Here is a 15,261-nt window from a genome sequence, read left to right as displayed (position 1 = left end):
GGTCCATTCTTAAATAGAATGAGCCCTCAAGCGGTTTGGTAACGGAAACCAATCGTCACAACCTATCCTAACGTTTTCCCATGTCATGATCGACAAAGGCGGGGCCGGATTCGGCTGTGCAGCTCACGGGCGCATTTCGACTGATGGACAGTGGATGGTTCACAGCCACCGCATCCAAAGAAATCTCTCTTTGCTACGGGACCATCCTCTCTGAATCTGTCCGGGTCAGTCTACTCCTCCCGATCTTTGCTGTTCTATTAGATACATCATATCAATTATTCGTTGTGTTGTTATTATAGCGAAAAGGCCTCAGACTGACAACAGCCTCCTACGTAATCTATCCATCGTAGGACTGTGTTCAGATTCCAAATAAACGGAATGTCTTCGACTAAGATTATTTTACTTGTGCAAGCAAACGTTCGATCACCGTATCACGACCCAGAAGCACGATCGTTTGGTTCAAATCCCGTCCATGCGTCTGTCCAGTCAAGGCTACACGAATTGGCATAAAGAGCTGTTTGCCCTTAAAGCCGGTTTCTTTCTGTACTTCCTTGATCAATGCAGCCATTTTGCTTGGAGTAAACTCTTCGCTCGCCTGTACTTTATCCGCAAATGCCTTCAGTACAGTTGGCACCTGCTCCTCCGCAAGCACTGCTTCTCCTTCACTTTCAAGCTCCAGATTGGAACGGAAGAATACTTCCGACAATTCGACAATATCGGAGGCAGAATTCATCTGCTCTTGGTACAGGTGTACCAGCGTATAAGCCCATTCTTTTTGTTCAGCAGACAGCTCGGAAGAAATACGTCCAGCCTTTTGCAGATGCGGAATGGCCATTTCGGCAATACGTTCCGGGTCAGCATGTTTGATATAGTGGTTGTTCAAGTGCGCCAGCTTGTGGGTATCAAATACCGCAGGGCTCTTGGACAGACGTTTCGTATCAAAAATGGAGATCAGTTGCTCTTGCGAGAAGATCTCTTCTTCCCCTTCCGGCGACCAGCCGAGTAAGGAAATAAAGTTAAACATCGCTTCAGGCAAATAGCCGAGCTGATCATACTGCTCAATAAACTGGATAACGGACTCATCCCGTTTACTCAGCTTCTTGTGATTTTCATTCACGATCAACGTCATATGACCGAATTGCGGTGGCTCCCAGCCAAGCGCTTCATAGATCATCAGTTGACGCGGCGTGTTCGAGATGTGATCTTCCCCACGCAGGACGTGGGAGATCTTCATCAAGTGATCATCCACAGCAACGGCATAGTTGTATGTGGGAATGCCGTCTTTTTTCACAATGACGAAATCACCGGATTCCTTGCTGTTGAACGAGATTGTGCCTTTAACCATATCATCAAACGTATATGTGCGCTCTTCCGGCACACGGAAACGAATACTCGCTACGCGGCCTTCCGCTTCAAACGCACTAATTTGCTCTGGAGTCAGGTCACGGTGTTTGCCAGAATAACGCGGTGTTTCTCCACGTGCTGACTGTTCCTCGCGCTCTTGCTCCAATTCTTCTTCCGTGCAGAAGCAACGGTAAGCCAGACCTTTATCCAGCAATTCCTGCGTATATTTACGATAGAGGTCCAGACGTTCCGTTTGACGGTATGGTCCGTATTCTCCGCCCACGTCAATACTTTCGTCCCACTCAATTCCGAGCCATTTCAGGTATTTCAGCTGGCTTTCTTCACCACCGGCAATATTCCGTTTCACGTCCGTATCTTCAATACGAATAATGAATTTACCGTTATTATGTTTGGCATATAAATAGTTAAACAACGCCGTACGGGCATTCCCGATATGCAGGTGTCCCGTTGGGCTCGGCGCGTAACGCACACGAATATCCGTGCTCATATGATCCCCTCCGTCACTAATTGATTGATGATATCACACACGTACAAGGCAAACAACGGATTGAGCGGCAATGCCCTCTCCCCGTCCCGGGAATCCCAGTTGCTCTGTCGTTGTTGCTTTCACGTTCACCTGTGTTACATCCGCTTCCAGTGCCTTGGCAATAACCTCAGCCATCTGTGGGATATAAGGAGCCATCTTTGGCTTCTGGGCAATAATCGTTGAATCGATATTCCCTAGCTTATACCCGCGATCCTTCACAAGCTGCCATACATGCTCCAGCAATTTCAGGCTGTCGGCATCTTTGAATTCCGGATCGGTATCCGGGAAGTGCTTGCCAATATCCCCAAGTGCCAGTGCACCCAAAATGGCATCACTGATCGCGTGCAACAGCACGTCTGCGTCCGAGTGACCCAGCAGGCCTTTTTCATAAGGAATCGTTACTCCGCCAATAATACACGGGCGTCCCTCTACCAGCTGATGTACATCAAATCCCTGTCCTACACGTATCATCGCTTCTTCTCTCCCCCCAGCAAAAACGCAGCATATTTCAAATCTTCCGGCGTTGTTAATTTGATATTGGTATAATTGCCTTCCACAACCTTGACCGACATTCCCTGACGTTCAGCCAGCATGGCATCATCTGTTCCCAGAAATCCGTCCTGCTCAGCTGATTCGTAGGCGGAGAGCAGGGAAGAAAGACGAAAAGCCTGCGGGGTTTGAATGCTCCACAGACTGCTGCGGTCTGGCGTCGCCGTAACGACTCCTTCCGCATTCACTTGTTTGATCGTATCCTTCACGGGAACCGCCAGTACAGCTGCTCCACCACCGGCTATGGCGGCCGCCATGCATCCCTTGATCTGCTCATGGTTCACAAAAGGACGTACCCCGTCGTGAACGAGAACCCAATCCGTCCCAAGTGCCTCAAGGCCTTTATGGACAGAATGTTGTCTCTCTTTCCCTCCGGGGATAACACGGACACGTGAATCCAGTTGGTATTCTTTTACCCAATCCTGGCAGCGTTCAACATCTGCGGTTCCTGTGACCAGCACCATCTCGCGGATCTCGTCCAGCGCAGCAAATACCTCAAGCGTATGTATGAAAACGGGCTTGTCCTGCAGCAACAGAAACTGTTTGCTCTCGGTCGTCCCCATCCGGGTTCCGCGACCTGCTGCCACAATGACAACGCCCCACCCTTTATCCATGCCGCAATCCCTGCCTTGTCTGTCAGTTTATCGTCCAAAGATATACAATATCATTCAACGATACACTACCCATCATACCGCTTTATTGGGCTTTTTCCAACAGTTTCGGCTTGGCAAAAATCATTCGTCCCGCTGAAGTCTGCAACACACTGGTCACCAGCACTTCCATCATCATGCCGATATACTCGCGTCCGCCCTCCACAACGATCATTGTGCCATCATCCAGATAGGCTACACCTTGACCATGCTCCTTGCCATCCTTGATGATCTGCACCATGATCTCCTCACCTGGCAGAACAACCGGCTTAACCGCATTGGCGAGATCATTAATATTCAACACAGATACACCCTGGAGTTCGCACACTTTGTTCAGGTTAAAGTCATTGGTGACCACTTTGCCCTGAAGCACTTTAGCCAGTTTAACCAGTTTGCTGTCCACCTCGGAGATTTCCTCGAAATCCCCCTCGTAGATCAGGACTTTTACATCAAGTTCCTTCTGGATTTTGTTCAAAATGTCCAGTCCACGCCGTCCTCTGTTCCGCTTGAGCAGATCCGATGAATCGGCAATATGCTGTAACTCCTCCAGAACAAATTCCGGAATTACGATCGTGCCTTCAATAAATCCGGTTTTGCATATATCAGCGATACGCCCATCGATAATAACACTGGTATCCAGAATTTTATGTTCTTCCATCCGTCTGTCCTCGTCCACCTCGGGATGACCCCATCGTCCAGTCATCCAGAAGGCCCCTAGATCGTCTTTCTTCGCCATGGCAAGGGCATAACCGGAATAAGCACTAATCACCGTCAGCGCCACTTGCAGCACTTCTCCTGCCGTCCCCATCCATCCCACAACAGGGTAGAGCAACAAGGCCACGAGCAATCCTGCAACTGTACCTGCAGCACCTGCAGCCAATTCGTTCATAGGTACTTTTGCCAATGAATTAATTCCACTATGCAGCCTGTCTGCCATCAATGTTCCACCAATATTACATACAGCCATAAACATTACAGCTCCCAGCAGCGTCGATATACCAGCTCCCAGTAATCCTGCTGACTGAATCCACTCCGCCATCCATGGGACCGATTTTCCTGCCAGATGATATGCCGTGTAGCCGAACCATGCACCGCACAATCCTGTAAAAGTTAAAATGCCTTTTTTCCACATTAGTCCCTGCACCTCCTTCAATGTATCTTGATCTTTATATCCAGTATGATCCAATTCCTGAATTACTAATCCCATCTGGAAGAACTTTTTGGAAATGTTGCAATCGTCAGTTGAAAGTAGGTAAATTATTGGCATATAATGAATTCAATTCATATCCCGAGGTGAGTGGCAAAATGAGTACGCTAAGTTTACAGGCTTTCCAGGATCAAGTTTCTGAACTGTTGTTGCGTCATCGCAGCCTGATTGATGTACTGTCCAAAACGGGACAAGCCGGAGCGTCTGTTAACCGTGCCGTGTCCAAAGCCATTACCGAATGCGGCTGCATCGAGCTGCACGCCACCAAGCAGAAATATGCCCCGGAGAGCGATATCGCTCAAACCAAGGGCCTGCTGGAAACGCATGTGGAAGGTGAGTTGTGTGAGAACTGCAGAGAGGTCATCAGCTCTGAGCTAGGGCGGAACCTGTTCTACATGTCGGCTCTCTGCAATCTGCTGGACATTAACATGGAAGAGGTCGTAAATCACGAATCACAGAAGTGTTCAACGTTAGGGATGTTTAATCTGTCGTAAGAAGATATGTATGTCGTCCGTAAGGGTTTCTTTTACCGTAAATAGATCTGAATAAACAAAAAGCACGCATTCTCCAGTTCAGGAGAGTACGTGCTTTCTTTGTATAGTGTTGTCCCCAAGGCGACTTAACGATCGGAAGGACGGGAGGATTTCTCATCCTTGCGCTTTTTCGCCCGACTACGCGAGGCCGCTGTTCGCACATTATGCTTCATTCCATACAAGGCGTATAACACCAGCGGAATAAAGATCAATTTGGATAACTGCTCTGGGAAAATAACGGCTACGGCTATGGCAAATAACACAACCCATGGTGCAATCCAGATTGCCTTGCGTGGCAACCCGACCTTTTTGAAATTGGGATATTTAAGCGAACTCACCATCAGATACGATAACAGCAATGTAGCAATCATCATGCTAACTGGGCCAATATCCTTATTGAACAAGGACAGTGTGGCCAGTACCCCGCCGGCTGCCGGTATCGGCAGACCTGTGAAGTATCCGGGAATACCCGGACGAACATTAAATCGAGCAAGACGAATGGCTCCACAGATCGGAAAAGCCGCTGTTGCGATCCAGGCGAGGATCGGCATCGAATCTTGAAACGACACCATAAATATGATCAGGGCTGGTGCTGCACCAAAGGAAACCATGTCAGACAAGGAATCCAGTTCCTTGCCGAATTCACTTTGGGCATTGAGTGCACGTGCCACTCGGCCATCCAGACCATCCAGCAGCATCGCTACAATGACCATAATGGCAGCCAAACTGTAATTTCCATCAATCGCAAGCAAAATTGCCATCATTCCAAGAAACAGATTACCCAGGGTAAAGAGATTCGGAATGAATCTGGTTAGCATCGTTGTTTCACCTCATCCATTTCAAGCCTTTATATAGGCAAACCCTTACATCTGTCTGTCGATAAACATCTGCTCCTGCAAACGTTTGAGGCCTTCCTTAATGGTCCGGGCACGAACTTCACCAATACCATCCACTTCGTCCAGTTCTTCAATTGTAGCCATAATAACATGAGGCAATTGTTCGAATTGATCCACCAGATTATGGATAATGACATTGGGCAGGCGGGGGATCTTATTTAATACCCGGAATCCACGAGGGGCAACCGAATCCTCAGAAGTAGCCGCTGATGATGGATAGCCGAGCAGACGGACAATATGATGTGCATCCAGCAACTCATCGTCCGACAATCTTTTCAGTCCCACGATAATTTCACGGATTTTGTCATCACTGTCGTCACGGGCATAGTCTTTATACAATAACCAGGCTTCTTCTTCCGTTGTACCCACAAGTTCTTCCATTTGCATGGAAATGAGTCGTCCCTCATTCCCGAGTTCATGAATGTACCGTTGGATTTCCGTTTTGATCCGCATCACCATTTCGGTACGCTGAATCACATTAACCACTTCAGGAATCGTTACTAATTCCTCAAATTCCGAAGCACTCAGATTCGTAAGGGACTGTGTTAATACCGCTTTGTATTTCTCCAGGGTTTGGATCGCTTGATTCGCTTTGGTCAAAATAACCCCGATTTCCTTGAGGGAATAACGAAGTGTTCCCTGATACAAGGTAATGATATTCCGGCGCTGCGATATGGATACGACCAATTTACCCGTTTGCTTTGCTACACGCTCTGCCGTCCGGTGACGAATCCCCGTCTCTGATGAAGAGATAGATGAATCCGGGATTAACTGGGTATTGGCGTAAAGAATACGCTTCAAATCCTCGCTAAGAATAATGGCTCCATCCATCTTGGCGAGTTCATACAGATAGTTCGGGGAGAAATCACAGTTAATCGAGAATCCCCCATCCACCACTTCCATTACTTCAGGGCTGTATCCTACAACAAGCAGTGCGCCCGTCTTGGCGCGCAGCACATTTTCCAGACCTTCGCGGAAAGGTGTACCTGGTGCGATCAGCCTTAACAACTCATTCATATTATCCAGTTGGCTCATATCTTTCATCTTGTTATGCCCCCTAATCTAAAGCAACCGCTAGTGCATCTGCCACGGTATTCACACCGATCAGTTGTATCCCGCGAGGATGTTTCCAGCCCTTTAAGCTTTTTTCTGGTAAAATGACTCGTTTGAAGCCCAGCTTTGCGGCTTCCTTCACTCGTTGTTCGGCCCGTGATACGGCTCGAACTTCACCTGTCAGACCAATCTCGCCAAAGATAACGTCATCCGGCTTGGTCGGTACATCTCTCAAACTGGATGCAATGCTGACGGCAACCGCCAAATCTACAGCGGGCTCATCCAATCGTACTCCACCAGCCACGTTCAGATATGCATCCTGGGTCTGTAAGAACATACCCATTCGTTTCTCCAACACTGCAATAATCAGATTTAATCGATGCAGATCTACCCCTGTTGCCATACGGCGGGGAGAAGGAAAATGGGTCGTCGAGATCAACGCCTGCAATTCCACAAGCAGAGGGCGTGTACCCTCCATACTTGCAACTACCGTTGAACCTGCTACCCCTAGTGGACGTTCCGACAAAAAGAGTTCGGACGGATTGCCCACTTCACGAAGTCCATCTTCGCCCATTTCAAAAATACCAATCTCATTGGTGGAACCAAAACGATTCTTCACCGCACGCAGTAAGCGATAAGTATGATGCCGTTCTCCTTCAAAATAAAGCACGCAATCCACCATATGTTCTAACATACGTGGACCGGCAATAGCACCTTCTTTGGTAACATGCCCCACAAGAACCGTTGCAATGCCTCTGCCTTTGGCAATCCGCATGAACCTTGACGTACATTCCCTTACCTGTGCTACACTACCCGGCGCACTGGTAACTTCGGGAAGATATACCGTCTGAATGGAGTCGATGACCAGAAAATGCGGCTGGATCTGATCCACCGCTTCCTCTACACGTTCCATATTGGTTTCACACAGTACATACAACTCGGCAGAGAGTGCCCCGAGACGGTCTGCCCGCAATTTGGTTTGCTTGACTGATTCCTCACCGGAAACATATAACACACGCAAACCCGAATGCGTCAAAGCATGGGACGTCTGCAACATCAACGTTGATTTCCCAATACCCGGATCTCCGCCCACCAGAACGAGTGAACCCGGAACGATTCCGCCTCCCAATACCCGGTTCAACTCTCCGATTCCAGTCTGTACACGCGGTTCCTGACCGCTATCTATATCTATGATAGGAAGCGGTTTATCTTTACTGTCAAACAGAGGAGAATTTCTCCCTTGTGTTTTGACCACCGTCTCTGTTTCTTCCACCATTGAATTCCATGACTGACAACTTGGACACTTACCGTACCACTTGGGGGCTTCATAGCCGCATTCCGTACATTGAAACTTGGTTTTAACTTTGGCCACTTCAGCACTCCTATAATTTAATTTTATAACAGCATTTTGCATTATTCGACGAATTTCACCCAAACTCCCTGACGTGCAGGGTTACTAAAAGTTTACCATTGTTTGAGATTTTTCGTAAAGGATTATCGCAAACTTTACACATGTTCCTGACATAATCATGTCCGTCTTCTGTCCAAAGTGCAAAAAATCCTCCCCGGCCGAAGCCGAGAAGGATTTGATTAAGGATTATGGATCAATACAAGCTGAGGTTTAACTCCAAAGCTTGCTAAATATTATTTAGTTTCGATTTCCTCATTGGACGGAACGACCACGTCTTTTTTCGTAACAGACAGTGCACCGTTCTCTTCGTCGATGAGCAATGAATCCCCTTTGGTTACGTTACCTGTGAGCAACTCTTCGGACAATTTGTCTTCGATATGCTTCTGGATTGCCCGACGAAGCGGACGCGCACCGTAAGCTGGATCAAAGCCTGACTTCGCAAGGAAAGACTTGGCATTATCAGTGAGTTCGAAATCGACCTCATGTTCGAGCAGTCGTTTACGAAGTTCTTCACTCATAAGCGTAACAATTTCAGCGATGTGTTTTTCTTCGAGTGAATGGAACACGATAATTTCATCAATCCGGTTAAGGAACTCTGGACGGAAGCTTTTCTTCAGCTCATCCATTACTTTCCCCTTCATGTTGTCATAATCTGCTCCTGCATCTACAACTGCAGTGAAGCCCAGTGTAGAGTTACGTTTGATCGCTTCGGCACCCACGTTGGATGTCAAGATAATCAGCGTATTGCGGAAGTCAACGACGCGACCTTTGGAATCCGTCAGTCGGCCATCCTCAAGCACTTGTAACAAGATATTGAATACTTCTGGATGTGCTTTCTCGATTTCATCGAGCAAGACTACGGAATATGGTTTGCGACGAACTTTCTCTGTCAGCTGACCACCTTCTTCGTACCCAACATATCCTGGAGGCGCTCCGACAAGTCGGGAAGTCGAGTGCTTCTCACCATACTCGGACATATCAATCCGGATTACTGCATTTTCATCGCCGAACATCGCTTCAGCCAGAGCACGAGCAAGTTCTGTTTTACCTACCCCTGTAGGGCCGAGGAAAATGAATGAACCCATCGGACGTTTTGGATCTTTAAGTCCCGCACGAGCACGACGAACCGCACGGCTGACAGACTTCACTGCCTCATCCTGACCGATGACACGTTCATGTAGAATAGACTCCAGATTCATCAGACGCTGTGTCTCTTCTTCTTTCAGTTGGTTCACAGGGATTCCAGTCCAGCTGGCTACCACTTGTGCGATATCCTCAGGAGTAACCTCGGAATCGGTGCGACCTTGTTTCTCTTTCCACTGGTTCTTCGTTACATCCAGCTCTTCACGGATTTTTTGTTCCGTATCACGCAGAGCTGCTGCTTTTTCGAACTCCTGACTTTGAACTGCAGCGTCTTTTTCCTTACGGATATCTTCCAGACGGCTTTCCAGTTGTTTCAGGTTTGGTGGGATCGTGTAAGAGTTCAATCTTACTTTGGAACCCGCTTCATCAATCAGGTCAATCGCTTTATCTGGCAGGAAACGGTCTGTAATGTAACGGTCAGACAGTTTAACCGCCTGCACAATTGCTTCGTCCGTAATTTTCACGCGGTGATGCGCCTCATAACGGTCACGCAAGCCGTGCAAGATTTGAATCGCTTCTTCCGGAGAAGGCTGATCTACAGTAATCGGTTGGAAACGACGCTCAAGCGCTGCATCCTTCTCGATGTATTTACGATATTCATCCAGTGTTGTCGCACCGATACATTGCAATTCTCCACGGGCCAGAGCCGGTTTCAAAATGTTAGAAGCATCGATGGCACCTTCAGCTCCGCCTGCGCCAATCAAGGTATGCAATTCGTCGATAAACAGGACAATGTTACCTGCTTGGCGAATCTCATCCATGATTTTTTTCAGACGATCTTCGAACTCACCACGATATTTGGTTCCAGCGACTACAGAACCCATATCCAGGGTCATTACACGTTTGTCGCGCAATGTTTCCGGAATCTCATTTGCAATGATTTTTTGTGCAAGGCCTTCAGCAATCGCTGTTTTACCTACACCTGGCTCACCGATCAATACCGGGTTGTTCTTGGTACGACGGCTGAGCACCTGAATGACACGCTCAATTTCTTTGCTACGTCCAATGACTGGGTCCAGGTTGTTCTCTCTCGCATAAGCCGTGAGATCACGTGCCAGACTGTCCAGCGTTGGTGTACTTACATTGGCAGGTGTGCCATTATGACTGGATACAGCTTCACTGCTGCCAAGCAATTGCAGCACTTGTTGCCGTGCTTTGTTCAGGCTAATTCCCAGGTTATTGAGCACACGTGCTGCAACACCCTCGCCTTCACGAATCAATCCAAGCAGGATATGCTCTGTGCCTACATAAGTGTGGCCCAATTTACGAGCTTCATCCATAGACAGTTCAATTACTTTTTTCGCACGTGGCGTATATGCAATGTTGGTAGGTTGCTCTTGGCCACGGCCAATCAGCGTTTCTACTTCATCCTGAATTTTTTCCAATCCGAGTCCCAGGCCGATCAGTGCTTTGGCTGCGATGCCTTCGCCTTCACGAATGAGGCCGAGCAAAATATGCTCAGTACCGATGTTATTATGACCGAGACGGACAGCTTCTTCCTGCGCGAGTGCGAGCACCTTTTGGGCCCGTTCCGTAAATCTTCCAAACATCATATCTCCTGCACCTCCATGGTTTTGGATAAAACGAGGGTCATATAATGAAATAACCGTCGTATTCTTCATATCATTTTTGTTTGCAGCCGTGCTGCGAATAAAGTCATTCGGCATTTGTACATGCCTTATTATATAAAAGCCGCAATGCGGCATGAAACCATAATTCAATACAATATCAGGCTAAACTAGGACTGCTTCGCTGCATTGATCGTATCACGAATCAACTGAGCACGGTAGATGTCACGCTCATCTGTGCGCATATCTTCCCCGAATGTTTTCTGCAAAAACCCCGGCTGTGTCATGACATTCAACTCATTCATTACCGTAATGGACAGTCCATCCAACAATCCGAGATCCACGCCAAGGCGTACATCCGATAAGCGCTGTGCAGCTTCCTTGGAATCAACAATAGCTGCATGAGACAATATGCCATAAGAACGCATGACACGATCCGTAATCCGCAGTCTGGAGTCGGTAATTAACCGTTCTCTGGCTGTACGTTCATGACCAATCATCTGTAACACAACACCATGCAGGTTCTCAATGACTTCCTGTTCGGTCTGTCCCAATGTAATCTGGTTCGAGATCTGGAACAGGTTACCCATCGCCTCGCTACCTTCACCGTATATTCCTCTTACCGTCAATCCCACTTGGGAAACTGCGGTTAGAATACGGCCTATCTGCTGTGTCATCACGAGGGCAGGCAAGTGCATCATAACCGATGCTCTGACACCTGTACCTACATTAGTAGGACAGCTGGTTAAGTATCCTCTGCGATCATCAAAAGCATAATCCACATGCGCTTCAAAAGCATCATCTATTGCGGAAGCTTTCTCCCAGGCTTCTTTCACCTGGAACCCCGGATAGAGGCACTGGATACGAAGATGATCCTCTTCATTAATCATAATACTGACAGACTCATCCTCACTGAGAATAACCGCACCATTCCTGGATTCATTCGCAAGACTTGGACTGATGAGATGTTTCTCCACCAGCACCCGTTTGTCGAGTTCGTCAATATCGATCAGATCCAACGTATGAAAATCCCCAAAGGCATGAACGTCATCGTATTGAAGTACTTCGCTCAGCTTATTCAGCACCTCTTCCGATTGCTCATTGGAAGCCAGCATCGGAAACGGAACATGCTGAAGGTTGCGTGCAATCCGGACACGGCTGCTAATGACAATTTCGGAATCAGCCGCATCACTGCGCATCCAGTCGCTGAGCGCCTTCTCTGTAAAGCGCAGATTAGGCATTACGCATCCCTCCTACTCATGACAAACTTTACTCCTGAGCTATTCCTTTTTCAAGTCCTCTGATCTGGTCACGGATCTGGGCCGCCTCTTCAAATTCCTCTTGCGCGATGCTCTCCTGGAGCTCACGCTTCAGATCAGCGATTTGCCGTTTCACCTTGATGCGACCACCAGCTCGTGCAGGCACTTTGCCTACATGGGACGTATTACCATGAACCCGCTTGAACAAAGGATCCAGACGGCTGTCAAAATATTTATAACATGAACTGCAGCCGAAGCGTCCTATCTTACTAAATTGTGCGTACGTCATACCACACTCTTCACATTGAAGAGCTTTTGCAGGTGGTGTTCCTGCCGATCCACTTTTGCCGGCTGGATCAAAATCAAGCAATCCGGACAACAAGTTGTGAATGGAAAACCCACCTGCTGTTCCAGGGATCATTTCCCCTTTTTCACGGGCACATGACTCACAAATATGGAATTCCGTCTTCTCTCCATTTACGATTTTCGTAAAATGAAGTGTCGCCGGACGTTTATTGCATTCTTGGCACAGCATATTGATGTACCTCCTTTGACCCCGATAGTTTTCATTTACCGAGCAAAGATATTAACATCGCCTTCAACATTCTGGCACGAATTTGATCCCGGTAAGGAAGTTTGACCAATATAACCTCTCTAGATACAGCAGCTCGCATCAACCCGGCTTCCCGCTTGCTCAAGAAGCGCGCTTCTTCCAATTGATAGATCAGACCTTCGGCAGCTGTCTGCCCGATCTCTTCACCAATACTATGGTGCAAATGATTATGCAGAGCTGATTGGGCCGGTAATTCAATGCGCTGTATGCGAACATAACCACCACCGCCACGTTTACTCTCTACCAGGTATCCCTTCTCGAGTGTAAAACGTGTGCTGATGACATAATTGATCTGGGAAGGTACACATGAGAATTGATCTGCCAGATCATTACGCTGAATTTCAACCATTCCTTCGGGACTTTCATGCAAAATACTCTTCAGATATCGTTCGATAATATCAGAGATATTACGCATCCAATCATCCTCCACTGTCTGAAACGTTAAGTCAATAAGGACCCACACGCCCCCACAGAGTACACCTTCTCTACCCATTTAACCAATCAGGGAAACAGCGAATCTTGCTTCCACAGGTGCCAACAGGAGAGCGAAGGAAGCACGAAGGTCCTTTAATATTCCCTTGATCCTCTGATGAAATGAATCCCGTATATTGGCGATCATGCATCAGATTGTAGAAAGAAAGCTACTTAAGTATTAAACCTTTAGTTGACTTTGACTTTCTTTGACTTTATAACCATTATAGCATATTTTGTGGTTTTGCCAAGTGGGGTCACTATTCATTTTTTACGATTTTACACGAAATATTCCCCGGACACAAAAAAACCTCCCCAAAATTGCTGGAGAAGTCCATTGGTCTTTCAATCACGCCGTATTTCTATATAAGCTAATCAAGTTAAATGGAGCAGTGGGAATAGTCATCAGAAGAAATCGAGCAAATAGGTTTCCCGTTCAGGAATCGCTTGTTCCAAAGCCTTGATTGCTGTGTTCGGTCCGTGAATTCTTCCGATTCGTGCCATTTCCGTTGGTCTGCGATATCCCATCAGGACCGCGGTAAGGGATTGAATATCCACCTTAATGATCTGATCATCAGTAATTGGCTCCGATGTTTTCCATATGGACGCTGTTCCGTTCATTGCCACGTTTAATTGCCATACCCCTTCATTCCATGGAGCGTGGGCATCTTCTACCTGAAGTACAATCTGCACCGGTGAGTCCTGGCTTGCAAATGGATACTGGGATATAAACTGCTCTACACTAACGATACGCGCCATAAAATAAGGTACAATCTCCTGCTGAATCCGTGGATTATCCAATTGGAAGGCAAGCGTATCACTGGCAGGCGCCTGCAACGTAACTTCCTGGATCATGGAATCATGGTTAGCAATAAAGGTCCACAGCCCTTGCCTAGCCTCTTCATTCAGATAGATGATCTCTTTAATGGTAAATTTATTTTCCTTAACCTCATATAAAAGATAACCTTGTGCTGCATCAGCTTCATCGTAATATACAGCCTTCTGGCTGGTCCCATTAACAAGAACTGAATTCTCCCACCTTGCATCATCCCGAACCAGAGTTCCGTTATAACGCTCAGCATAAGCACTGTATACTTCCTTTAATATGCTGAGGCCTGGATCCCCACGTCGAATCGTTCCAGGTGTCGCTTTTTTCAGAGGCAAATGAGCTGTAGGTACTTTATAACGTTTAAATTCAACATACGTCTCCCATCCATACTTCCGATAGAAACCAAAAGAGAATGGATGCAAGAATGATATGCTCTGTTTGTTACGATTCATTTCTTCCAACGCATGCTTCAGCAGACCCGCTACCCAGCCTTTGCGTCTATACTCTGGCCAGGTGGCAACACCCGCAATACCGCCCATCTCGAACGATCTGCCATGAATATAGGTTTGAAAAGGAATGATGTGAAGTTTGGCTCCTAGCTGCCCGTCCTCATATACACCCCATATATCCTGTGACGAAAATTGACTCCGCCGTTTTTCTTTCTGTTCTTCACTCATTACTACTTGAAAAGCATATTCGGAGAGTGCCATCGCCGGTTCAAAATCATCTACCGTCAATTTCTGAATTTCCATGTTGTCCTACACCCCATTCGCTAGAGTTATATCAATCCAAATCATGGCCTGATATCTGATATATGTACCCCTTAGAGTGTGTCAGAGGATTCTTACAAAGTCAAATAAGAGATGCTTTCGCATCCCCTAAAATAAACAAATAAAAACCACCACCGAATAACATCGGCAGTGGTTCTTCGCTTGGCGCCGTCCTACTCTCCCAGGACCCTGCGGTCCAAGTACCATCGGCGCTAGAGGGCTTAACGGTCGTGTTCGGGATGGGTACGTGTGGAACCCCTCCGCCATCGCCACCAAACGCGTAGCTTACATTTCAGAGATCGTTCTCTGAAAACTAGATTCGAAACGAAACATGCGAATGACAACTTGCTATTGGATAAGCCCTCGACCGATTAGTACTGGTCAGCTCCATGCATTGCTGCACTTCCACCCCCAGCCT

At 47.3% G+C, this 15,261-nt stretch carries 13 protein-coding genes and 1 rRNA gene; 1 reads left to right on the top strand and 13 read right to left on the bottom strand.

What is annotated here, in order from left to right:
• Positions 1-394: 394 nt before the first annotated feature.
• The 4 genes from gltX to C170_RS05400 all read right to left on the bottom strand — a co-directional run bounded on the left by gltX (position 395) and on the right by C170_RS05400 (position 4,222).
• Positions 395-1,852, bottom strand: coding sequence for a glutamate--tRNA ligase (gltX, locus tag C170_RS05415; RefSeq protein WP_036607153.1), 1,458 nt, complete (start codon positions 1,850-1,852; stop codon positions 395-397).
• A 33-nt stretch (positions 1,853-1,885) separates the two neighbouring features.
• The gene (ispF, locus tag C170_RS05410) at positions 1,886-2,362 is read right to left on the bottom strand and encodes a 2-C-methyl-D-erythritol 2,4-cyclodiphosphate synthase (RefSeq protein ID WP_017692052.1); all 477 of its coding nucleotides are present in this window, start codon (positions 2,360-2,362) and stop codon (positions 1,886-1,888) included.
• Complete coding sequence (gene ispD, locus C170_RS05405) at positions 2,359-3,054, bottom strand: 2-C-methyl-D-erythritol 4-phosphate cytidylyltransferase (RefSeq protein ID WP_036607150.1); 696 nt, start codon at positions 3,052-3,054, stop codon at positions 2,359-2,361. Before ispD ends, ispF begins: the two co-directional genes overlap by 4 nt.
• 82 nt (positions 3,055-3,136) lie before the next feature.
• Positions 3,137-4,222, bottom strand: a complete 1,086-nt coding sequence (locus C170_RS05400) for a PIN/TRAM domain-containing protein (RefSeq protein WP_036607148.1) — start codon at positions 4,220-4,222, stop codon at positions 3,137-3,139.
• A 173-nt stretch (positions 4,223-4,395) separates the two neighbouring features.
• Here C170_RS05400 and C170_RS05395 point away from each other — a divergent pair, with 173 nt between their 5' ends.
• Positions 4,396-4,791: a hypothetical protein gene (locus tag C170_RS05395; protein WP_017692049.1), complete on the top strand. Its 396-nt coding sequence runs from the start codon at positions 4,396-4,398 to the stop codon at positions 4,789-4,791.
• A gap of 125 nt (positions 4,792-4,916) precedes the next feature.
• On the opposite strand, the gene pssA is transcribed toward C170_RS05395, so the two are convergent.
• From pssA to rrf, 9 genes are all read right to left on the bottom strand, one after another.
• A complete protein-coding gene (gene pssA / locus C170_RS05390) occupies positions 4,917-5,648 on the bottom strand; it encodes a CDP-diacylglycerol--serine O-phosphatidyltransferase (RefSeq protein WP_017692048.1) in 732 nt (243 codons plus the stop codon).
• 45 nt (positions 5,649-5,693) lie between these two features.
• Positions 5,694-6,770, bottom strand: a complete 1,077-nt coding sequence (disA, locus tag C170_RS05385; RefSeq protein WP_036607144.1) for a DNA integrity scanning diadenylate cyclase DisA — start codon at positions 6,768-6,770, stop codon at positions 5,694-5,696.
• A gap of 13 nt (positions 6,771-6,783) precedes the next feature.
• Positions 6,784-8,151 (bottom strand): DNA repair protein RadA, encoded by a 1,368-nt coding sequence (gene radA / locus C170_RS05380; protein ID WP_036607142.1) that lies wholly within the window; start codon positions 8,149-8,151, stop codon positions 6,784-6,786.
• 272 nt (positions 8,152-8,423) lie between these two features.
• Positions 8,424-10,886 (bottom strand): ATP-dependent Clp protease ATP-binding subunit, encoded by a 2,463-nt coding sequence (locus C170_RS05375; protein ID WP_036607223.1) that lies wholly within the window; start codon positions 10,884-10,886, stop codon positions 8,424-8,426.
• A gap of 185 nt (positions 10,887-11,071) precedes the next feature.
• Positions 11,072-12,142: a protein arginine kinase gene (locus tag C170_RS05370; RefSeq protein WP_036607140.1), complete on the bottom strand. Its 1,071-nt coding sequence runs from the start codon at positions 12,140-12,142 to the stop codon at positions 11,072-11,074.
• Between the two features lie 28 nt (positions 12,143-12,170).
• Positions 12,171-12,695, bottom strand: a complete 525-nt coding sequence (locus C170_RS05365; RefSeq protein ID WP_036607138.1) for a UvrB/UvrC motif-containing protein — start codon at positions 12,693-12,695, stop codon at positions 12,171-12,173.
• Positions 12,696-12,726: 31 nt separating this feature from the next.
• Positions 12,727-13,188 (bottom strand): CtsR family transcriptional regulator, encoded by a 462-nt coding sequence (locus C170_RS05360; protein WP_036607135.1) that lies wholly within the window; start codon positions 13,186-13,188, stop codon positions 12,727-12,729.
• A 461-nt stretch (positions 13,189-13,649) separates the two neighbouring features.
• Positions 13,650-14,825, bottom strand: coding sequence for a GNAT family N-acetyltransferase (locus C170_RS05355; RefSeq protein WP_036607133.1), 1,176 nt, complete (start codon positions 14,823-14,825; stop codon positions 13,650-13,652).
• 178 nt (positions 14,826-15,003) lie between these two features.
• Positions 15,004-15,120 (bottom strand): 5S ribosomal RNA (gene rrf, locus C170_RS05350).
• Positions 15,121-15,261: the final 141 nt, after the last annotated feature.

Source organism: Paenibacillus sp. FSL H7-689 (genome assembly GCF_000517905.1).
Classification (GTDB): Bacteria; Bacillota; Bacilli; order Paenibacillales; family Paenibacillaceae; genus Paenibacillus; species Paenibacillus amylolyticus.
The sequence above is the reverse complement of the archived record's forward strand: the minus strand, read 5'-3'. Positions and strand labels throughout refer to the sequence as shown.